This window comes from Pseudomonas guineae, from assembly GCF_900113745.1.
Classification (GTDB): domain Bacteria; phylum Pseudomonadota; class Gammaproteobacteria; order Pseudomonadales; family Pseudomonadaceae; genus Aquipseudomonas; species Aquipseudomonas guineae.
This window is the reverse complement of sequence record NZ_FOQL01000001.1, coordinates 1,387,004-1,407,602: the sequence shown is the minus strand read 5'-3', so window position 1 is coordinate 1,407,602 and position 20,599 is coordinate 1,387,004. Positions and strand designations below refer to the sequence as shown.

Genomic DNA, 20,599 nt, shown 5'->3' with positions numbered 1-20,599 from the left:
GTCAAGCTGGAGTTGCCATGTCACCGCTCATCCAGGCTTTTTTCCATTCCAACACCTCGACCTATAGCTATGTCGTCAGTGATCCGGCGACCGCGCAGTGCGCGATTATCGACTCGGTGCTCGACTATGACGCGGCTTCCGGGCGCACTGACTATGCCAGCGCCGATAAGCTGATCAGCGTCGTGCGCGAGCAGGGCCTCAGTGTGCAGTGGCTGCTGGAAACCCACGTGCATGCCGATCACCTGTCCGCCGCGCCCTATCTCAAGGCTGCCCTGGGCGGCCGCTTGGCGATTGGCGAGCAGATCCGCACCGTGCAAAACACCTTCGGTAAGTTGTTCAACGCCGGCAGCGAGTTTGCGGTTGATGGCCGCCAATTTGACCAGCTGTTCCAGGATGACCAGACCTTTCAGATCGGCACGTTGCATGCCCGCGCCCTGCATACGCCCGGACACACGCCCGCCTGCATGACCTACCTGATCAGCGATGCGGCGTTCGTTGGCGACACTCTGTTTATGCCGGATTACGGCACCGCCCGTTGTGATTTCCCTGGTGGCGATGCGCGCACGCTGTACCGCTCCATAAGCAAGCTGTTTGCCCTGCCGGGTAGCACCCAGCTGTTTATGTGCCACGATTACTTGGCCCCGGGGCGTGAGCAGCACTGTTATCAAACCACAGTGGCTGAGCAGCGAGCGCATAACGTGCATGTGCACCAGGGTATCGATGAAGAGGCATTTGTCGCCATGCGTCAGGCACGCGACGCCACCTTGGGCATGCCGGCGCTGATGTTACCGGCGGTGCAGGTGAATATGCGTGCCGGTCATTTGCCGCCTGCTGAAGACAATGGTGTGCGCTACCTCAAGGTGCCTTTGAATGTCTTATAAGTGGCCGCTGCTCAACACCGTGCGCGAATACGACCGCAGTCAGGCGGGCCGCGATCTATTGGCGGCCTGTTTAATATGCCTGTTATTGGTGCCGCAGGCGTTGGCCTACGCGCAGTTAGCCGGTCTCCCAGCCGTGGCAGGGATGTACGCGAGTATTTTGCCGTTAGTGGCGTATGCGCTGATCGGCGCAAGCCCCGGTGTGGCCTTGTCATTCGGCCCGGTGGCAGTCTTGGCGTTGATGACAGCTGCAGCGTTAGCGCCTATTGCTGCGGCCGGTACTGCGGCCTACAGTGCTGCCGCCGTGGGGCTAACCCTGTTGGTGGGTGCGCTGCTGCTGTTGATGGGCCTGTTACGCCTGGGCTTTATTGCCAATTTTCTCAGTCATCCGGTGATCTCCGGGTTTGTCAGTGGTGCCGCGGTACTCATTGCCGTGAGCCAGCTGCGCTATATCCTGGGCGTATCAGCCGATGGCCTGACCCTGCCGCAGGTGCTGCCTGCGCTGTATACCCAGTTAGCGGCGGTGCATCGGCCAACGCTGCTGTTGGGAGTGGCGAGCCTGGTGTTATTGGTGCTGCTACGTAACTTAAGCTTTTTAGGCATGCCTGCTGCTTGGGCGCAGCGGGTAAAACAGCTCAGCGCCCTGCTGGTTATGCTGTTGGCGATGGCCGTGGGTGCGCTGCTGCAGCTGGAAGAGCAAGGGGTCAAAGTGGTGGGGCAGGTGCCTGTTGGGTTGCCGACTTTGGGCCTGCCAAGCTTGGAGCTTGGCCTGTTGCGTGAACTGCTGCCCGCGGCGCTGCTGATTGCTCTGGTGGGGTTTGTTGAGTCGATCTCGATTGCCCAGAGCCTGGCCATGCGCAAGCGTCAGCTGATCAGCCCTGATCTGGAGCTGCTGGGGCAGGGCGCGGCCAACGTGGCCTCGGCTTTTAGTGGCGGGATGCCGGTGGCGGCGAGTTTTTCCCGTTCAGCGGTGGCTCGGCAAAGCAATATGGCCACGCCGCTGGTGGGGATCTTTGCTGCGGGCTTGATGCTGGCGGCAGTGCTGGGCCTGGCCCCAGTATTACGCCACCTGCCGCAGGCGGTCTTGGCGGCGAGTATTCTGGTCGCGGTGCTTGGCCTGGTCGATATACCGACCTTGCGCCACACCTGGCGCTACTCAAAGGCTGAGGGCGGTGCGCAGTTGGCCACCTTTTTCGGCGTGCTGCTGCAAGGGGTTGAGGCCGGCATCATGCTAGGCGTCGTGCTGTCGCTGTTGTTGTTTCTCTGGCGTACCAGCCGGCCACACATGGCAGTGGTGGGTCAGGTACCGGGCAGTCAGCATTTCCGCAATATCCAGCGCTATAAAACGGTACAGAGCGCCAGTGTGCTGTCGTTGCGGGTTGATGAAAGCCTGTATTTTCCCAACGCCCGTTATCTGGAAGCACGCATCGGCGAGCTGATTGCCGTGAGCCCTGAAGTACGCCATCTGGTGTTGATATGCTCGGGGGTCAACCAGATTGATGCCAGCGCGCTAGACGCTCTGGAGGCAATCGCCGAGCAGCTGAAGAGTGCCGAGGTGCAACTGCATCTGTCAGAGGTCAAAGGGCCGGTGATGGATCGGTTAAAACGCTCTGAGTTTCTCGAAAGCTTCGGCGGGCAAGTGTTCCTCAGCCAGTACCAAGCGTTGTGCACGCTGGATCCCTTGTGCGCGGTACGCGCACTGTCGCCTGAGTAACCGGCGTCTAGAGCAGTAGCACAGTGGCTAAGCCAAGGAAGGCGAAGAAGCCGACAACATCGGTCACCGTGGTCAAAATCACGCTGCCGGCCAAGGCGGGGTCGATGCCCATGCGATCCAGTATCAGCGGTATGGCCCAGCCCGCGAGGGCTGCACACAGCAGGTTGAGCAAAATAGCCGCGCCGAGTACGGCGCCGATGCCCCAATTGCCAAACCACCACACGGAAAGCAGGGCGATGACCACCGACCACAACAGGCCGTTGAGTATCGAGATGCCCAACTCGCGGTTGAGCAAGATGCGGATATTGCCTTTCTGCACTTGGCCCAAGGCCAGGCCGCGGATCACCAGGGTCAAGGTTTGGCTGCCGGCAATTCCGCCCATGCTGGCGACAATCGGCATCAGTACGGCCAGCGCCACCAGTTGCTCAAGGGTGGCCTGGAACAAGCCAATCACCCAGGCGGCACTGAACGCGGTGAGCAGGTTGATGCCCAGCCACACGGCACGTCGGCGTGAGCTGACCAATACGGGCGCGAAGATATCGGCTTCATCGTTCAAGCCGGCCATGTGCATCAGGGCGCGGTCGGAGTCTTCGCGGATCAAGTCGATAACATCATCCACAGTGATACGCCCGAGCAACCGGTTGTGTTCATCCACCACGGGCGCGGAAAGCAGGTCGTGATCCTGAAACAGCTGAGCCACTTGGTTACCGCTGGTGGTCACAAGGATGCCGGCGATGTCGTGGTGCATCAGCTCGCTAACCCGTTGCTCGAGTTCGGCCGTGACCAGCTCGCTGAGGCGCAAGGCGCCCTGATAATGGCCCTTACGGTCGACCACCATTAACAGGTCAGTTTGCGGCGGTAAGCGTTCCAGCAGGCGTAAGTAGCGCAGCACTGCGCTGGCGGTGACATCGGCGCGCACCTGAATTGGGTCGGCGTTCATCAGGCCGCCGGCCGAGTCCTCGGGGTAGGACAGCATCGACTCAAGTTGCTGGCGCTGCGCCGTGCTACTGGCATGCAGCAACTGGTTACCCAGTTCGGCAGGCAAGGCCTGGATCAGGTCGACGCGGTCATCCAGCTCAAGCTCAGCAGTGGCGGCGATCAGGTCTTCCGGGTCGAGTTCCCGGGCCAGTGCGGTGCGGATCTCGTCATGCAGGTAGGTGAGGACTTTGCCCGCTCGCTCGGTCTCTACCATGCTCCAGGCGTGATGGCGCTCTACCGGTGGCAAGGCTTCCAGCAAGCCGGCAACTTTGGCCGGGTGCATGCGGTGCAGCACTTTGCCCAGGCGTTTGAGTTTGCCCTGAGCCAGCGCTTGGCGCACCGCTTCCAGTTGGCTGCTCGGGGCGCTGTCCGTTTCGTCGTGCGGAGTCATGGCCTCAGCCGAATCGCCGGCCAACTGCGCCCGTAGGGTAGGACCCAGGTGATGCAGGGTGCGCTCTTCCAGTTCAGGACCGGTCTGTTGCCAGAGCTTCAGGCGCTGCTCTGTATCAAGCAGCTCTAGCAACGCGGCAATTTTACCGGGGTGCATGCGAGCCAGCAGTTTGCGTACGCGTTTATTCTTGCCGCTGCCCAGCGCCTGAATGATGGCGTTGGAGTCTGAGAGGCTGGGGTGGGACGCGTTATCACTGGAAGGGGGCGTGGATGATTTCATGGGCGTGAGAATAACACTCACATTGTGATGCAGGCATTTGCTTGCGCAGCGGGCGCGCAACAGCTGCCCCCAGGCCGCTAGAAAACGCCCGGCCTAGGCCGGGCGTTTGCGCTTAGCCGTGTTGCGGCGCAGGTTGCTGCTGGGTAATGCAGTGGATATTGCCGCCGCCCAAGAGGATCTCCCGGCCCGGCACCATGACTACGCGGTGCTGCGGGAACAGGCGCTGCAGGATTGCTTCTGCTTCGGTGTCCATCGGGTCGTCAAAGCTGGGCGCGATAATACCGCCGTTGACGATCAGGAAGTTGACGTAGGAACCCGCCAATCGGATTGACGGATCGCGTTCCTGGCTGCCCGCAACCAGATCGACGCCCGCGCATTCTTCGACGCTCGCATGCAGCGGGCCAGGAATCGGCATCTTGTGCACAATCAGCTGACGGCCTTGGGCATCACGGGCGCTCTCCAGCACGCGCATGGCAGCCTGGCAGCGTGGGTAGTTAGGGTCGTTTGCATCGTCAGTCCAGGCCAGCAGCACTTCGCCGGGGCGCACGTAGCAGCAGAAGTTATCGACGTGGCCGTCGGTTTCGTCGTTGAACAGGCCATCCGGCAGCCAGATTACCCTGTCGATGGCCAGGTGATCGGCGAGGTACTGCTCAATCTGCTCACGGTTCAGGTGCGGGTTGCGGTTGGGGTTGAGCAGGCATTCCTCGGTGGTGATCAGGGTGCCTTCACCATCCACGTGGATGGAGCCGCCTTCGAGGGTCAGCTCATCGGTGCGGTAGCGCTGCTGGCCTTCGATCTGCAGGATCTTGCGCGCCACCTGATCGTCACGTACCCAGCTGGCATAAAGGCCGCCATTGAGGCCGCCCCAGGCGTTGAACGCCCAATCCACACCGCGTACCTCACCGCTGTTGTTGGTGACGAAGGTCGGCCCGGTGTCACGTACCCAGGCGTCGTCGGTGCTGATTTCCACCACGCGGATATTGCTGTGGCTCAGGCGTTCGCAGGCGTTTTCGTACTGACTGGCGGATACACCAACGGTCACCGGCTCAAATTCGGCAATCGCTCTGGCTACGGCCGTAAACGCGGCTTGCGCCGGCTTGCCGCCCAGACGCCAGTTATCCGGGCGTTCGGGCCAGACCATCCACGTCTGGCTATGGGGTTCCCACTCGGCAGGCATGCGGAAACCGTCGGTGCGTGGGGTGCTGTTCAGGGTTGTCATTGGTTCACCAAAACATTGAGCGTAATCGGATGGGGTTAGCGTAGCGCTAGCCATCATGGGTATCACGCGCTGCGCGCATCGGCCCATCCTACAGGGTGGTCTTAGTCGCAGGCCAATTGGCCGTCGAGGGTCTTCAACGGTCCATAGAGGTTGGGCCGTCGGTCACGGAAGCTACCCCAGGCACTGCGGATATGCTCCAGCTGATCCAGGTCGAAGCTGTGCATCAGTACCGCCTCGTCGGTTTCGTTGGCTTCCTCAACCTTGGCGCCGAACGGGTCGGTAATAAACGACGAACCGTAGAAGGTAATGTGCGAGCCACTTTGCACTTCGCGGCCAATACGGTTGCTGGCAATCACCGGCATCAGGTTCGCCCCGGCATGGCCTTGCTGCACACGCTGCCAATGATCGCGCGAGCTGATGCTCGGGTCGTGCGGCTCACTGCCGATGGCAGTCGGGTAGAAGAGGATTTCCGCACCGAGCAGCGCCATGCTGCGCGCGCACTCGGGGAACCACTGATCCCAGCAGATGCCCACGCCAATCTTGGCGTAGCGGGTATTCCACACCTTGAAACCAGTATCGCCGGGGTTGAAGTAGTACTTCTCGTGATAGCCCGGGCCATCCGGGATATGGCTTTTCCGATAAATCCCGAGGTTACTGCCGTCGGCATCGATGATCGCGATGCTATTGAAGCGCGCGCGGCCGGCCAGCTCAAAGAAGCTGATCGGCAGTACCACCTGCAATTCCTTGGCGATTTTCTGGAAGTGCAGAATCGCCGGATTACGCTCAGCCGGGGTGGCCAGTTGCAGGTAGTCAGGGTTGGGCTTCTGGCAGAAGTACGGGGTTTCGAACAGTTCCTGCAGCAGGATGATCTGCGCGCCCTTGGCTGCGGCTTGACGCACCAGCTGCTCGGCCTTGGCGAGATTCGCGGCACTGTCCCAGGAGCAGGCCATTTGGGTGGCGGCGACGGTAACGATACGGGGCATTTCTTACACCTCAGGAGCCGTAGGGGCGTTTATCTGACGCTAGCGCAGGCCTGTGGCGGCGAAATAGCGCGCGCCGAGGCACTGTGGCTGGAGGGCTATTTATAGCCGATAAAAATCGGCTTTAAAAGTATCTGGAAGTAATTTTTTCCGCTTTAAACGATTTATATCGAATAAAAATCGAGATAAGCCGATGCGTCAGGCTGTTAAACCTTAGTGTGGGTGCGAAGGATTGCAGGCGTGGGGGGAGGCGCAGTGGGGCGGGTGAAGTGCAGGTGTGTGGTGGTGGGGAAGGTCAGGCGCTGTGGCGTTTATGCAGCTCGAATTGCTCGTGGCCGTCATCCCAGCCGGCTTCCCAGGCCGCAATCAATACATCCGCGGCGAGTGCGCGCGGGGTATTGGTTTGCCCGGTCAGCCCTGCCATGTAGCCCTGCTGGTAGGCCTTGTTGAGACTTTCCAGGCTCCAATGCTGGTCATTTTCAGTATTGCTGTCGGTGCAGCCCATGGTGGCAGCTCGCAGTGAATTCACACCTGCAATGCTAGTCGCAACGCCGGGGCGGGACTGTGCCGCTGATCCTGCTTTTGCCACCGCTGGCAGTTTATGTGATGCGGTTGGCAGCGTGCCGGCCGGGTGACGCCGGCACTTGCCTGGGCCTAATGCTGTTGCGGTTTAAATCGCCGGAGCGAGGATGCTGGCCTGATAGGCCGCAGCAAAGCTGTCGAAGTCGCCTTCTTCCTGGGCTTCCAGTTCGGCCTGATCAGCCAGCGACTTTGCTGCGCGGGCTTCAAAGAGGGTCTGCTGCTCGGCACTCAATGGCTGGCTGCGAAAGTACTCAGCGTGCAGTCTGCTCTGCTGCATGGCGAATGCGGTGAAGCTCAGGCCCTGTTGCAGCTGCGCGAGTACTTGTGCGGACGGCGTTAGGCTGGGGTCGGCGACCTTTGCCTGTTGCGCCTGCAAGGCTTGCCGGTGGGCGTTGCTGCCTTGGTTGTGGTCGAGTAACTCGGCCAGCGGCAGGATTTGCTCAAGCAGCTCACTGGCCCAGAGTTGTAGCGACACCGGCTGAGCATTGCGCTGCAGTTGCAGGCCTGGACGACGGCCTTCCTTGACCACGCTGAGAAAGTTATCGGTGCAGGCATGGCATTCAAGGTTTTCCAGCAGCGGGCTGTCCTGCATGGCGCAGAACAACAGGAAGGCATCAAGAAAGCGTGACTCAGTCAGGTCGATGCCCAGCGGCAGGAAGGGGTTGATGTCTAAGCAGCGCACTTCAACATACTGTACGCCGCGAGCCATGAGCGCCTGGATAGGGCGTTCACCGCTGTCGGTCACGCGCTTGGGGCGGATGTTCGAGTAGTACTCATTCTCGATCTGCAAGATATGCGTGTTCAGCTGCAGCCACTCGCCGTCGCGCTTCGCACCGATATCGACATAGGGTGGGTAGGGCGTGCCGACGGCCTGACGCAGGCTGTCGGTGTAGCTCTGCAGGTCGTTGTAGCAGGGGGTCAAATCAGCCTGGGCATTGCTTTGGTAGCCCAAGTCGCTCATGCGCAAACTGGTGGCATAGGGCAGATAAAGGGTCTCGGCGTCCAGTTCCTCTAACTGATGCGGGTTGCCACGCATAAAGCCCTTGTGCAGCGCCGGCGAGGCGCCGAACAGGTACATCAACAGCCAGCTGTAACGGCGGAAGTTACGGATCAAGGCGATATAACGCGCCGATTGATAATCGCGGGCGCTGCTGGTGTCATCTTCGGCCTGCTGTTGCCGCTGCCACAGCGCATCCGGCAGGGAAAAGTTGTAGTGAATGCCGGCGATGCACTGCATGGTCTTGCCGTAACGCAGCGCCAGGCCTTTGCGGTACACGTACTTGAGCTCGCCGATATGTGAATGACCATAGCGCGCGATGGGGATCGTTTCTTCGTCCGGTAAGGCGCAGGGCATCGACGGGCTCCACAGGTATTCGCCGTCGAGTTTGCTGTAGGCGAAGCGGTGGATCTGCTCAAGTTCGGCCAGGGTGGCCGCAGGGTCAGCCACAGCCGGGGTGATGAATTCCAGCAGCGATTCGGAGTAATCGGTGGTGATCTGCGTGTGCGTCAGTGCCGAGCCGAGGGTTGCAGGGTGCGGGGTCAGGGCGAGCTGGCCCGCGTCATCGACGCGCAGGCATTCGCGCTCTATGCCATGCAGGCATTGCGAGAGCAGGGAGAGGTTGGCCGGCTCAGCCAGGAGGGTCATGCGGCGGGAAAGAAGGTCGCTCAAGGTGTTTTCCTAGCTGGCAGGCGCCGAAAATATGGGGCAATTTTCACAATATGGGGTGCGTGTCTGCACTCTTCAAGTGGTTGGAGTGTACCCGTCGCGTCCTTGAGCGGATTGGCCGGAGGCGCCAATCGCCACCGGCTACAGATTGCCGTTCTGCGGATTATAGCTGCGGCTAACCGCAGCAATGCATCTTGTCACGGCAGCTCAGAGGCAGGCGAAGGTGCCTTGCGCCTTCGCGATCAGCTTGTCTTCCTGCCATACCTCGGCTTCGACCACCTGGGTGCGGCGACCGGCGTGGAGTACTTTGGCGTGGCACAGCACGCTGCCCTCAGCCACCGGACGGATGTAGTTGATCTTGCACTCCAGGGTGACGCTGCTTGGGCCGTCGTCTCCAAGGCTGTGACTGGCTTGACCCATGGCCGTATCAATCAGTGAGAACAGCGCGCCGCCATGCAGCTTGCCGTGCAAATTGCGCAGGTCGTCGGTGAGGGTCAGGCGCACACGTGCCTCGCCACCGCCGACCTGAAGAATAGCCAGGCCGAGCAGGCGGGAAAAGGCGCTGCTGGCGCCTACTGGGGTTGCCTCACTCATTTTTTCAACTGCTTGGCATTGGCAAACAGCGACGCCATGCCGCCGCTGGCCGGGGCCGGTTTGTCCTGGCTGGAGTGACGCTCGCTACGTGGCGCATTGCCGCCACCGCGGGATTGCCCGCCACGCGTCCCTTCGACTTTTTCGCCTGGGGTGTCGCCCATGCGCATCGACAGGGCGATGCGGTTACGTGGGATGTCCACTTCCATGACCTTGACCTTGACCACGTCGCCGGCTTTGACTGCTTCGTGCGGGTCCTTGATGAATTTTTCCGACAGCGCACTGATGTGTACCAGGCCATCCTGGTGCACGCCGATATCGACGAAGGCGCCGAAGTTGGTGACGTTGGTCACTACGCCTTCCAGCATCATGCCCAGCGTGAGGTCTTTGAGGGTTTCTACACCTTCCTGGAACTCGGCAGTCTTGAACTCTGGGCGCGGGTCGCGGCCGGGTTTTTCCAGCTCGCTGAGGATATCGCCGATGGTCACCAGGCCGAATTTATCGTCGGTGAACTGGTTGGGGTCGAGGCGCTTGAGAAAGCTGGAGTCGCCGATCAGTGAGCGAATATCGCGGCCGGTGTCGGCGGCGATGCGCTGCACCAGCGGGTAGGTTTCCGGGTGCACGGCGGAGGCGTCCAACGGGTTGCTGCCGTTCATCACGCGCAAGAAGCCCGCGGCCTGCTCGAAGGTTTTATCGCCCAGGCGCGGCACCTTGAGCAGTTCAGCGCGGCTGTTAAACGCGCCGTTAGCGTCACGGAAGGCGACGATATTCTGCGCCAGCGTGGTATTGAGCCCGGAGATGCGCGCCAGTAGCGCAGCGGAGGCAGTGTTCACATCGACGCCGACGGCGTTTACGCAGTCCTCGACCACCGCGTCCAGCGAGCGCGCCAGCTTGAGCTGCGAGACATCATGCTGGTACTGGCCGACGCCAATCGATTTCGGGTCGATTTTCACCAGCTCGGCCAGCGGGTCCTGCAGGCGGCGGGCGATGGAGACGGCACCGCGCAGCGACACGTCCATGTCCGGGAATTCTTTGGCGGCCAGCTCCGAGGCGGAATACACCGAGGCACCTGCCTCGCTAACCATGACTTTGGTCAGATTCAGGCCCGGTAACTTCTTGATCAGGTCGGCCGCCAGCTTGTCGGTCTCACGGCTGGCGGTGCCATTGCCGATCGAGATCAGATCAACGGCATGCTTGGCGCACAACTTGGCAAGGATCGCCAGGGTGCCGTCCCAGTCATTGCGCGGTGCATGCGGGTAAACCGTAGAGGTTTCCAGCACTTTGCCGGTGGCATCGACCACTGCCACCTTGCAGCCTGTGCGCAGGCCCGGGTCCAGCGCCAAGGTAGCGCGCGGCCCGGCTGGCGCGGCCAGCAGCAGGTCGTGCAGGTTACGCGCAAAGACGTTGATCGCTTCGTTTTCAGCGCCTTCGCGCAATTCGCCGAACAGGTCGGTTTCTAAGTGGGTGTAGAGCTTGACCTTCCAGGTCCAGCGCACCACTTCGCCGAGCCACTTGTCCGCAGCGCGGCCTCGGGCGCTGATGCCAAAGCGCTCACCGATCATGCCTTCGCAGGGATGCATGGCGCCGGGGGTTTCATCGCCGACCTTGAGACTGGCGCTGAGGATGCCTTCGTTGCGCCCGCGGAAAATCGCTAGAGCACGGTGCGACGGCGCGCCCTTGAGTTTTTCGTCGTGCTCAAAGTAGTCACGGAACTTGGCACCCTCGTTTTCTTTCCCGGTGATGACGCGGGCACTGAGGATGGCATGGTCTTTCAGGTAGCTGCGCAGGCTGGCCAGCAGGTTGGCGTCCTCGGCGAAGCGCTCCATAAGGATGTATTTGGCGCCTTCGAGCACCGCTTTGATGTCGGCAAAGCCTTTTTCGCCGTCGATAAAGCGTTCGGCTTCGCTTTCCGGCGTCAGCGTCGGGTCGTTGAACAGTGCATCGGCCAGTTCGCCGAGGCCGGCTTCCAGGGCGATCTGGCCCTTGGTGCGGCGCTTTTGCTTGAACGGCAGGTAGAGGTCTTCGAGGCGGGTTTTGGTTTCGGCCAGGTTGATTTCGCGGCTCAGCTCAGGCGTCAGCTTGCCTTGCTCATCAATGCTGGCGAGGATGCTGGCGCGGCGGTCGTCGAGTTCGCGCAGGTAGCGCAGGCGCTCTTCCAGGTTACGCAGCTGGGTGTCATCCAGGCTGCCGGTGACCTCTTTGCGGTAGCGGGCGATAAATGGCACGGTCGAGCCTTCATCGAGCAGCGCCACGGCTGCGGCGACCTGTTGCGGGCGTACGCCCAGTTCTTCGGCGATGCGGTTGTTGATGCTGAGCATATAAAAAGCTACCCACACTGAAACGAAAAACCGGCCACGCAGATCACGGGCCAGACACGAAAGCCGCGCATTATAAACACTGCCTGGTAGCGCACCGGGAACCGCACGGGGAAAAATCTGCTAACAATGGGCTGCACGTCAGCTGCGGCTCCTGAGCCATAATGCTGGCAATTGCACACTGCCAGCGCGTCCGCGCCCGGCGGATGCCTGGTCAAGGAGCTCCGAATGAGCAGCACTGCACTACCTGTTGAAGGCGAAAAAATCCTTATCGTCGATGACGACGCCCGCCTGCGCCGCTTGCTTGAGCGTTTCTTCGACGAGCAAGGCTATCGTGTGCGCGCCGTAGAGAACGTCGAGCAGATGGACCGCCTGCTGTCGCGTGAGTTGTTCCAACTGGTGGTGCTGGACTTGATGCTGCCGGGGGAGGATGGGTTATCCGCCTGCAAACGCCTGCGCGAAGCCAACAATCAGGTGCCGATCATCATGCTCACCGCCAAGGGCGATGAAGCCAGCCGGATTCAGGGCCTGGAGCTAGGCGCTGACGATTACTTGGCCAAACCGTTCAACCCACGCGAGCTGCTGGCGCGGATCAAGGCCGTGCTGCGCCGTCAGGCGCCGGTGGTGCCGGGTGCACCAGGCAGCGAGGATGAAAGCGTCAGCTTCGGTGAGTACGAACTATCCCTGGCCACCCGTGAGCTGAAGAAGGGTGATGAGGTGCATATGCTCACCACCGGCGAGTTCGCCGTGCTCAAGGCGCTGGTACAGCATGCGCGCGAGCCGCTGACCCGCGACAAGCTGATGAACCTGGCCCGTGGCCGCGAGTGGGACGCGTTGGAGCGCTCCATCGACGTGCAGATCTCGCGTCTGCGCCGGCTGATTGAACCGGATCCGTCCAAACCTCGCTATATCCAGACTGTATGGGGCGTGGGCTATGTGTTCGTGCCGGACGGTAATAAATAAACCGTGATTAAAACCCCGCTGTGGTTCCCGCAAAGTTTCTTCGCCCGCACCCTCTGGTTGGTGCTGATCGTGGTGCTGTTCTCCAAGGCGCTGACCTTGGTTTATCTGATGATGAACGAGGATGTGCTGGTTGACCGCCAGTACAGCCATGGCGCTGCACTGACCCTGCGCGCCTATTGGGCGGCAGACCCGGAAGATCGGGCCACCATCGCCGAGGCCGCCGGGCTCAAACGGGTGCCGCATGAGCAGGTGCCAGCCAACGAGCAGCATTGGCCTTACAGCGAGATTTTTCAGCGGCAGATGCAAACCGAATTGGGGCCGGAGACTGAGGTGCATGTCAGCGCCAAGAGCCCACCGGCGCTGTGGGTACATGCCCCGGCGCTGGGTGATGACTGGCTGCGTGTGCCGCTGTATCCGCACCCGTTGCGCGGGCAGCGGATCTGGAGCGTGCTCGGCTGGTTCCTGGCCATCGGTTTGCTGTCGACGGCAGCTGCCTGGATTTTCGTGCGTCAGCTCAGTGCGCCGCTCAAGCGCCTGGTGTTTGCCGCCCGGCAGATCGGTAAGGGCCGCAGCGTGCGCTTACCCGTCGGTGATACGCCGAGCGAAATGACCGAGGTGTATCGGGCCTTCAACCAGATGGCTGAAGATGTCGAGCAGGCGGCGCGCGAACGTGAGCTGATGCTCGCCGGGGTGTCGCATGACTTGCGTACGCCACTGACCCGGCTGCGCCTGTCCATGGAGTTTTTGCACACCGATTCGGAGCTGACCGAGGACATGGTCCGCGATATTGAGGACATGGACGCGATTCTCGATCAGTTCCTCGCGTTCATCCGCGATGGGCGTGACGAGCCATTGGAGCAACTTGATTTGCTTGAACTGGTTCGTGAAGTGGTCACCCCGTACAACCAGAAGCAGCAAAGCGTGCGGCTGTGCCTGGAACCCGTGCCAGCCTTTCCGTTGCGCCGAGTGTCGCTCAAGCGGCTGCTGGTCAACCTGATCGAAAACGCCCTGCGCTACGGTGGCAATGCGGTGGAGGTAGCGGTTTCCTTGTCGGGCGATCACAGCGCGCCCTATGTGGTGCTCAGTGTGCTTGATCGTGGCCAGGGGATTGATCCGGCCGAGCTGGGCAACATCATCAATCCCTTTATCCGTGGCGACCGCGCCCGTGGCGGCCAGGGTGCGGGGTTGGGGCTGGCCATCGTCAAGCGCATCGCTGCGTTGCATGGTGGCAGTGTCGAATTGCGCAACCGCTCCGGCGGTGGGTTGGAGGCGCGGGTTTGTTTACCGCTGGGGCTGCTATTGCCGCGCGACGCCGTATAAGCAGCGGCTTAGGCGTTGCCAGGTTAGGCAAAAGCGCGAATACCTGAGTGGCTAAACCGCTGGAAGGCCCCTTGGCATGCTGACCCTGTTACGCTGAGTCCTGTTTTATCAGCGCCACGACATGAGGTCCGCATGCCTGTCGTTCCACACCGCCTCTCGCTATGGACTTGGTTGCTGCCGCTACCATTGCTCTACCTGGCCACTTGGCTTGCCCTCGCAACTCAGTTCACTGACGGCGCGGCGCTCTGGTATCCACCGTTTGCCCTGGCCTTGGTCTTTGCCCTGTGGTGGGGGCCGCGCGTGCTGCTGGCGGTGTACCTCAATGCCATGTTGTCGATTCCGCTCTGGGGTCTCGAATGGCAATGGGCGCCCGTGTATGCCTTGCCAGAAACCCTAGGCGTAGCACTGGCTTGGGCGATGTTACGCCTGCGTCCATTTGATCCCGCCCTGCCTGACCTCAGCCATTTGCTGCGCTTTGTACCGCTAGGCGTGCTGCTGCCCGTCATGCCCATGGCGCTTGGGGTGCAAGGCAACCTTTGGCTGTTTGACCATGCGCTGCTGGAGCATGTGCCTGCGGGCAGCATGACCCTGTGGTTGGCCGATAGCCTGACGGCTCTGGCCATCAGCATCCCATTGCTGGTTTACCTGACGCCCTGGATGCGCCGCCGAGGCTGGTTGGCCGCGCCGGTGCTGAGCGGTTGCCAGCAGGTGCCTGAGGTGCTGCGTCAGGTGCCGCCTTGGCCATTGCTGTTATTGCTCTTAGCGGGCATGCCCTGGCTGCTTGGATTGCTGCCGCTGGCCCTGAATTTACCGCTGGTTGGCCTGATGATGCTGGCGCTGGCGCTGGTCTGGGGCTTTGCCGGTAGTATCTGCGGCGCGGTGCTCAGCGTGTTGATGATGTTGATCCTACCGTTGCTGCGGGGCCTGGGGGATGCGGCGGCCTGGCTCGACCCGCAGCGCTTGGAACTGCACGTCAGTGTGTTGTTGTTTATGCTCGCCACGCTGCTGGTGGGGCGCAGCTTGAGTGACCTGCGTCAGGCGCTGGCGCGCAGCGCGCAGATGCAGCAACAGTTGGCGCTGGCCAATTTGGCCCTGGAGGCCAGCCCGCTGGGCGTAATTATTGCTGATGCCCGACAGCCTGAGTTGCCGCTGATCTACTGCAACCCGGCCTTCGAACAGATTAGCGGTTACAGCCGCGATGAGGCCTTGGGCAACAGCTGGAGTTTTCTGTTGCGCGATGACCAGCAGCAACAGGACCTTAACCGTTTGCGCAAGGCGGTGCATGAGGGCATGGGCTGCGATGTGGTGCTGCGCAACTATCGCAAGAACGGTCAGCAGTTTTGCAATCAGATTACCCTCGCACCGATGCGTGATGAGCAGGGCATCAGCCACTTCGTTGCCCTGCAAAGTGATGTCACCGCCCGTGAGCAACTGGCAAGTCAGGTACGCTCGCAGAGTGATGAGTTGCTCAAACAGAGCCACCTGTTTAACCAGACCGAACACATTGCCAACCTCGGTGGTTGGGTGCTGAATGTGGCCGACAAGAGCATGGATTGGAGTGCCGGGTGTTTTCGCATTTATGAGCTTGACCCGAAAAACTTCACCCCGGACTTGGACAGCGCCTTGAGTTACCTGGATGCCAGTGGGCGCTTGCTTGCCGAGCAAACACTGCAGCAGCTAATTGATGGCCTCGAGCAATTTGATATTGAAGTACGCCTGTTAACGGGCAAGGGTAAAACCCGCTGGCTGCGCATTCGGGGTATTTCCGAGCGCGACGACGCCGGGCTGGTGAGGGTCTATGGAGCCCTGCAAGATGTCAGCGCGCGCAAGTACGCCGAACAGCAACTGCGCGAGCGTGATGAGCGCCTGCGGCTGTTCTTCGAAGCGCCGTTAATCGGCATGGCATTGACCAGCCCGACTCTTGCCTGGGATGAGGTCAATCACAAGCTCTGCAGCATTCTTGGGCGCAGCCGCGAGCAATTGCTAGCGTGCAGCTGGAACGAACTGTCACTGGAAGACGAGCTGCTGGTCGAGCAGCCGCTGCTCGACCAAGTACTCAGCGGCAGTCGTGAAGGCTTCGAGTTGGAAAAACGCTTTCGCCGTGCCGACGACAGCCTGGTGCACACACGGGTGAGCCTGCGTGCGGTGCGCCACAGCAACGGTCGGGCGCGGATGTTCCTGCTGTTGGTCGAGGACATCAGCCAGCGTCTGCAGGCCGAAGCGCGCTACCGTACCATCGTCGAGAATGCGCCTGAGGCCATCATGCTGTATGACCTGAGTGGCAGCTTTGTCGAGTGCAACGACAATGCCCTGCGTCTGCTGCGTTATACCCGCGATAACATTGCTAGCAAGCATGTGTATGAGCTCAGCCCGAACAAACAGGCGGATGGTCAGTTGACCTCTGAGTTAGGTCGGGTCTACCTGCATCGCGCGATAGCCGGCGAAACCCCAGTGTTCGATTGGCTTTACCGCGATAGCAAAGGCCGACAAATCCCCTGCGAAGTGCGCCTGGTGCTAATGCCCGGTGAGCCGGTGATGATTCGTTGCAGCATTACTGATATTTCCGATCGTCAGCGCTATCAGCGTGAGATTGAGCGACTGGCGTTCAGTGATGAGCTTACCGGCCTGCCCAACCGGCGCTTGCTGCTTGATCGCCTGCAGCACGCGATGAGCCGTGAGCTGCGTGAAAACACGCTCGGTGCGCTGCTGTTTATCGATCTCGATCACTTCAAAACGGTCAACGATAGCCTGGGACATCTGGTGGGCGACGGCCTCTTGCGCGAGGTGTCCGTGCGCCTGGCCAGTGGTTTGCGGGCCGAAGACACGCTGGCGCGCATGGGCGGTGATGAGTTTGTTGTGCTGCTTGAAGGGCTAGACAGCAACCCACAACTGGCGGCCGAAGCTGCGGCAATCACGGCGGGGAAACTGCTCAAAAGTCTGGTGGGCAGCTGCTGGATTGATGGCCATGAGCTGTCGATCAGCGCCAGTATCGGCATTGCCTTGCATCCGTTTGGCAGCCAAGTGGCCGCCGACGTACTGAAGCAGGCGGATACCGCCATGTATCAAGCGAAGCAGGGCGGGCGCAACGCCTTGCACTTCTTTGCTCCTGAGATGCAGGCTGCCATCGATCAGCGCCTGCAACTGCAGAGCGACCTGCGCCAGGCGGTGCAGCGTGATCAGCTGTATTTAGTCTTCCAGCCACAGTTAAGCCTGGCCAACCAGCAGATTACTGGCGCGGAAGTGTTGCTGCGTTGGGTGCACCCGGAGCGTGGCGAGATTATGCCAGGCGATTTTATCCCGCTGGCGGAAGAGACCGGGTTAATCGAAGAGTTGGGCAATTGGGTGTTGGAGCATGCTTGTGCAGCACTGGCGCGTTGGTTGCCGCAGTGGCCGCAGCTGGTGTTGGCGGTCAACCTCAGCCCGCGTGAGCTGCGCCAGCGCGGTTGCGTAGCGCGCATCAGTGAGTGTTTGCAGCGACACCAGGTGCCGGCTGCAGCCTTGGAGCTGGAGATCACCGAGGGTGTGTTGCTGGAGGATGTCGAGCAATGCATCAGCAATATGCAGGCGCTCAAGGCGCTGGGGGTGCGTTTTGCCATTGATGACTTCGGCACCGGCTATTCCTCACTGACCTACCTCAAGCGCTTACCGCTGGACCGTCTGAAAATCGACCGTAGCTTTACCTGGGACATGGACGGTGAAGATGGCAGCGGCCTGATGCTGGTGCAGACCATCCTGGTGATTGCCCGCAACCTGGGTTTGGAGTGCATCGCCGAAGGTATCGAAAGCCAGGCCCAGCTCGATTGTCTGCGCGAGCTGGGCTGCTCGCTGGGACAGGGTTATTACTTTAGTCGACCGCTTAGGGAGGCGGATTTTCTCGCCTGGGTGGAGCGGCACCCGCGGTAGGCTTGAGTCTGCGTTTCGACATTTCGGCCATCCTTGGCCGGGCTTTCGCCTAAGCGTGTATCAGCCCTTGCCCTTGGTGCGAGTCAGGTGCGGGCCACCATTCTTCTCGATGTACTGGATGATGATCCCAGCAACATCCTTGCCGGTGGTGTTTTCGATACCGGCCAGGCCGGGGGATGAGTTGACTTCCATCACCAGCGGGCCGTGATTGGAGCGCAGGATATCCACGCCCGCCACCGAGAGGCCCATGACCTTGGCGGCACGGATCGCGGTCATGCGCTCTTCCGGGGTGATTTTGATCAGGCTGGCGCTGCCGCCGCGGTGCAGGTTGGAGCGGAACTCGCCTGGCTTGGCCTGACGTTTCATCGCGGCGATGACCTTATCGCCTATGACCAAACAGCGGATATCGGCGCCGCCCGCTTCTTTGATGTATTCCTGCACCATGATGTTCTGCTTGAGGCCCATAAAGGCCTCGATCACCGACTCGGCGGCCTGCTGGGTTTCGCACAGCACCACGCCGATACCCTGGGTGCCCTCCAGCAGCTTGATGATCAGGGGTGCACCGTTGACCATCTCGATCAGGTCGGCGATATCATCCGGGGAGTGCGCGAAACCGGTTACGGGCAAGCCGATACCGCGCCGCGAGAGCAGTTGCAGTGAGCGCAGTTTGTCGCGTGAACGGCTGATGGCCACCGATTCGTTGAGCGGGAACACGCCCATCATCTCGAACTGACGCAGCACCGCGCAGCCATAAAAGGTCACCGACGCACCAATGCGCGGGATCACCGCATCAAAGCCCTCTAGCGGTTTACCACGGTAGTGGATCTGCGGCTTATGGCTGGCGATATTCATATAGGCCCGCAGGGTGTCGATCACCACCATTTCATGGCCCCGCGCTTGTCCGGCTTCGACCAGGCGGCGGGTTGAATACAGGCGCGGGTTGCGCGACAGCACGGCGATCTTCATTGGGCACCAGATGAGTCAGCAAGAATGGGTTTGTTTTGTACGTAAGTCAGCGCTGGGTTGACCAGCAACTGTCCGGCTATCAGCGCTTTTGAGCCTAGCAGCACGCGGTAGCGCATGGTCTTGCGGCACGTCAGGGTGAACTCCACCGGCCATTCGCGCTCGCCCAGGGTCAGATGGGTGCGGATCACATAGCGTGACTGGCTGTGGCCGTTTGAGCTTTTAATGGTTTTCAGCGAAACCAGCGGTGCCTCGCAGCGATGCCGACGTTGTACCAGGGTGCCAATGTGTGCGGTAAAACGTACCCAAGGCTCGCCATCGCGATCGAATGGCTGGATATCGCTGGCGTGCAGGCAGGACGTGCTGGCACCGGTATCGATCTTGGCACGCAGGCCGACCATGCCCAGCTGCGGCAGGTTGATCCATTCGCGCAGGCCGATCACACCCAATTGGTCAAATGTCTTCAAAGGGCCCATCCATCATATTTGCGCGCATTCTAGTTGGCCCTTATGACAACTGCATCAGGCAAAATGTCCACCTGCACCGCGTGAACAGTGAGGATTCGATGAGCGATACAAATGACGACAAGGTGCGCCTGGATAAATGGCTGTGGGCGGCGCGTTTCTTCAAGACCCGCGCCTTGGCCAAGGCCGCCATCGAGGGCGGCAAGGTGCATCACCGCGGCGAGCGTTGCAAGCCGGGTAAAGAGCCGAAAGTCGGCGACGTTTACCTGATTCGTAACGGTTTCGATGAGCGCAGCGTGGTCGTGCAGGCGCTGTCCGTGGTGCGCCGCGGTGCACCGGAAGCGCAAGCCTTGTATGCGGAAACGCCTGACAGTGTTGAGCGCCGCGAGCAGGCGGCGGCGCAGCGCAAAGCCGGCGCCTTGGGTATGCAGACCGATGGCCGGCCGAGCAAGAAGCAACGGCGGCAGCTGCATCAGTTTCGCGACAATCAAGAATAAAGCGCGGCGGTTGGCACAAGGCTAACCGCCGGTCAGCTCAGGCTAGCGTCCGCTGATGACGCTTAAACGGCCCAGTAGCGGGAGTTTGCTGAGCAAGCGCGTCAGCGGCTGAGTGGCCGCTTCCAGCCACTCACTGGCCTTGTAGGCAAAAGGTGTGAAGCAGGCCCAGGCCAGGCCCAGCAGTGCGAGGAATACACCGCCAACCAGGGCGTCCGAGCCCCAATGTGCGCCGGCCACTAGGCGTGGCAGCATAAACACCAAGGCCATTACCCAGATCAACAGTAAGCGCCAGTTACGCGCGAAGAAGCTCATAAACATCGCCCAGATCAGCAGCACTGAGGCGTGATCGCCCGGGAAGCTGCGGGTAGCGCTGTCTTTCATGTCCCAGCGCTCTTCCCAGCCGGGGAACAACTCGGTCAGCCGCGCCGCGCCTTCCACCACTAAGGATGCACTCGGGCGCTGCCAGCCCATCAGTTTGACCAGCTCGGCGAAGCCGACGCGAAACAGCAGCATGATGATCAGTGTCGCTAGGAAGGCATACAGCGCTTTGCGCACCTGTGCGCCGCTGAATACTAGGTCGGCCTTGAGCATCACGGCTAGCATCAGCACGCCAACGCCCATATCGACCGGCCGCATGCTGCCAATCGCCCAGGTTTTTGCCCACAGGCCAGTGTCATGTAAGGGCTGATTGAGCAGGTCGAAAAATTGCAGATCGAATTGATCCCAGAGCGCACGGCTCGGCGTCCATACCCAGCTGGCGAGCAGCAATAGGGCGGCAATATGGCAGGCGAGCAATGGGCGAGTGCGCCATTGATCATTGATAACGGGGCGGATCATGCAGAGGCATCCTTGTCATGGGTAGGGCTTAATGCGGCGGGAATCCTAGGGATTCAGTC

The 20,599-nt window shown here is 60.9% G+C and carries 16 protein-coding genes; 6 read left to right on the top strand and 10 right to left on the bottom strand.

Going from position 1 to position 20,599, the window contains the following annotated elements; translation table 11 throughout:
* Positions 1–17: 17 nt before the first annotated feature.
* Entirely contained in the window at positions 18–881 is an 864-nt protein-coding gene (locus BMZ32_RS06375) for an MBL fold metallo-hydrolase (RefSeq protein ID WP_090240641.1), read from the top strand.
* Complete coding sequence (locus tag BMZ32_RS06370; protein ID WP_090240640.1) at positions 871–2,592, top strand: SulP family inorganic anion transporter; 1,722 nt, start codon at positions 871–873, stop codon at positions 2,590–2,592. Before BMZ32_RS06375 ends, BMZ32_RS06370 begins: the two co-directional genes overlap by 11 nt.
* Before the next feature lie 7 nt (positions 2,593–2,599).
* Here the strand turns inward: BMZ32_RS06370 and mgtE are convergent, their stop codons facing one another.
* The 7 genes from mgtE to BMZ32_RS06335 all read right to left on the bottom strand — a co-directional run bounded on the left by mgtE (position 2,600) and on the right by BMZ32_RS06335 (position 11,596).
* Positions 2,600–4,261, bottom strand: a complete 1,662-nt coding sequence (mgtE, locus tag BMZ32_RS06365) for a magnesium transporter (RefSeq protein WP_244153922.1) — start codon at positions 4,259–4,261, stop codon at positions 2,600–2,602.
* 91 nt (positions 4,262–4,352) lie between these two features.
* Positions 4,353–5,459, bottom strand: coding sequence for an agmatine deiminase (gene aguA, locus BMZ32_RS06360; RefSeq protein ID WP_090240638.1), 1,107 nt, complete (start codon positions 5,457–5,459; stop codon positions 4,353–4,355).
* A gap of 101 nt (positions 5,460–5,560) precedes the next feature.
* Positions 5,561–6,442 carry an N-carbamoylputrescine amidase gene (gene aguB, locus BMZ32_RS06355; RefSeq protein WP_090240637.1) on the bottom strand — a complete coding sequence of 294 codons (882 nt, stop codon included), beginning with the start codon at positions 6,440–6,442 and terminating at the stop codon, positions 5,561–5,563.
* A gap of 292 nt (positions 6,443–6,734) precedes the next feature.
* Positions 6,735–6,944 (bottom strand): ribosome modulation factor, encoded by a 210-nt coding sequence (gene rmf / locus BMZ32_RS06350; protein ID WP_090240636.1) that lies wholly within the window; start codon positions 6,942–6,944, stop codon positions 6,735–6,737.
* A gap of 165 nt (positions 6,945–7,109) precedes the next feature.
* A complete protein-coding gene (gshA, locus tag BMZ32_RS06345; RefSeq protein WP_090240634.1) occupies positions 7,110–8,690 on the bottom strand; it encodes a glutamate--cysteine ligase in 1,581 nt (526 codons plus the stop codon).
* Between the two features lie 204 nt (positions 8,691–8,894).
* Complete coding sequence (locus BMZ32_RS06340) at positions 8,895–9,281, bottom strand: PaaI family thioesterase (RefSeq protein ID WP_090240633.1); 387 nt, start codon at positions 9,279–9,281, stop codon at positions 8,895–8,897.
* Positions 9,278–11,596 (bottom strand): Tex family protein, encoded by a 2,319-nt coding sequence (locus BMZ32_RS06335; RefSeq protein WP_090240632.1) that lies wholly within the window; start codon positions 11,594–11,596, stop codon positions 9,278–9,280. The genes BMZ32_RS06340 and BMZ32_RS06335 overlap by 4 nt, the downstream gene beginning before the upstream one ends.
* A gap of 225 nt (positions 11,597–11,821) precedes the next feature.
* Here BMZ32_RS06335 and ompR point away from each other — a divergent pair, with 225 nt between their 5' ends.
* The 3 genes from ompR (at position 11,822) to BMZ32_RS06320 (ending at position 17,779) form a co-directional block, all read left to right on the top strand.
* The gene (gene ompR / locus BMZ32_RS06330) at positions 11,822–12,556 is read left to right on the top strand and encodes an osmolarity response regulator transcription factor OmpR (protein ID WP_090240631.1); all 735 of its coding nucleotides are present in this window, start codon (positions 11,822–11,824) and stop codon (positions 12,554–12,556) included.
* A 6-nt stretch (positions 12,557–12,562) separates the two neighbouring features.
* Complete coding sequence (locus BMZ32_RS06325; RefSeq protein WP_090241570.1) at positions 12,563–13,876, top strand: ATP-binding protein; 1,314 nt, start codon at positions 12,563–12,565, stop codon at positions 13,874–13,876.
* A 132-nt stretch (positions 13,877–14,008) separates the two neighbouring features.
* On the top strand, positions 14,009–17,779 hold the full coding sequence (locus BMZ32_RS06320) for a bifunctional diguanylate cyclase/phosphodiesterase (RefSeq protein WP_090240630.1): 3,771 nt from the start codon (positions 14,009–14,011) through the stop codon (positions 17,777–17,779).
* 60 nt (positions 17,780–17,839) lie between these two features.
* On the opposite strand, the gene rimK is transcribed toward BMZ32_RS06320, so the two are convergent.
* Positions 17,840–18,745: a 30S ribosomal protein S6--L-glutamate ligase gene (gene rimK, locus BMZ32_RS06315; RefSeq protein ID WP_090240629.1), complete on the bottom strand. Its 906-nt coding sequence runs from the start codon at positions 18,743–18,745 to the stop codon at positions 17,840–17,842.
* Positions 18,742–19,209, bottom strand: a complete 468-nt coding sequence (gene rimB, locus BMZ32_RS06310) for a retropepsin-like aspartic endopeptidase RimB (RefSeq protein ID WP_090240627.1) — start codon at positions 19,207–19,209, stop codon at positions 18,742–18,744. The genes rimK and rimB overlap by 4 nt, the downstream gene beginning before the upstream one ends.
* A gap of 98 nt (positions 19,210–19,307) precedes the next feature.
* Between rimB and BMZ32_RS06305 the strand changes: the two genes are divergently transcribed.
* A complete protein-coding gene (locus tag BMZ32_RS06305; RefSeq protein ID WP_090240625.1) occupies positions 19,308–19,703 on the top strand; it encodes an RNA-binding S4 domain-containing protein in 396 nt (131 codons plus the stop codon).
* 42 nt (positions 19,704–19,745) lie between these two features.
* On the opposite strand, the gene BMZ32_RS06300 is transcribed toward BMZ32_RS06305, so the two are convergent.
* Entirely contained in the window at positions 19,746–20,540 is a 795-nt protein-coding gene (locus tag BMZ32_RS06300; RefSeq protein WP_090240623.1) for a phosphatase PAP2 family protein, read from the bottom strand.
* Between the last annotated feature and the right edge of the window lie 59 nt (positions 20,541–20,599).

Coding starts and splice junctions, on each gene's coding strand:
- BMZ32_RS06335 (WP_090240632.1), bottom strand. CDS start 11,596: ATGCTCAGCATCAACAACCGCATCGCCGAAGAACTGGGCGTACGCCCG.
- BMZ32_RS06375 (WP_090240641.1), top strand. CDS start 18: ATGTCACCGCTCATCCAGGCTTTTTTCCATTCCAACACCTCGACCTAT.
- rimK (WP_090240629.1), bottom strand. CDS start 18,745: ATGAAGATCGCCGTGCTGTCGCGCAACCCGCGCCTGTATTCAACCCGC.
- BMZ32_RS06300 (WP_090240623.1), bottom strand. CDS start 20,540: ATGATCCGCCCCGTTATCAATGATCAATGGCGCACTCGCCCATTGCTC.
- rmf (WP_090240636.1), bottom strand. CDS start 6,944: ATGGGCTGCACCGACAGCAATACTGAAAATGACCAGCATTGGAGCCTG.
- BMZ32_RS06370 (WP_090240640.1), top strand. CDS start 871: ATGTCTTATAAGTGGCCGCTGCTCAACACCGTGCGCGAATACGACCGC.
- BMZ32_RS06320 (WP_090240630.1), top strand. CDS start 14,009: ATGCCTGTCGTTCCACACCGCCTCTCGCTATGGACTTGGTTGCTGCCG.
- aguB (WP_090240637.1), bottom strand. CDS start 6,442: ATGCCCCGTATCGTTACCGTCGCCGCCACCCAAATGGCCTGCTCCTGG.
- BMZ32_RS06340 (WP_090240633.1), bottom strand. CDS start 9,281: ATGAGTGAGGCAACCCCAGTAGGCGCCAGCAGCGCCTTTTCCCGCCTG.
- BMZ32_RS06305 (WP_090240625.1), top strand. CDS start 19,308: ATGAGCGATACAAATGACGACAAGGTGCGCCTGGATAAATGGCTGTGG.
- aguA (WP_090240638.1), bottom strand. CDS start 5,459: ATGACAACCCTGAACAGCACCCCACGCACCGACGGTTTCCGCATGCCT.
- ompR (WP_090240631.1), top strand. CDS start 11,822: ATGAGCAGCACTGCACTACCTGTTGAAGGCGAAAAAATCCTTATCGTC.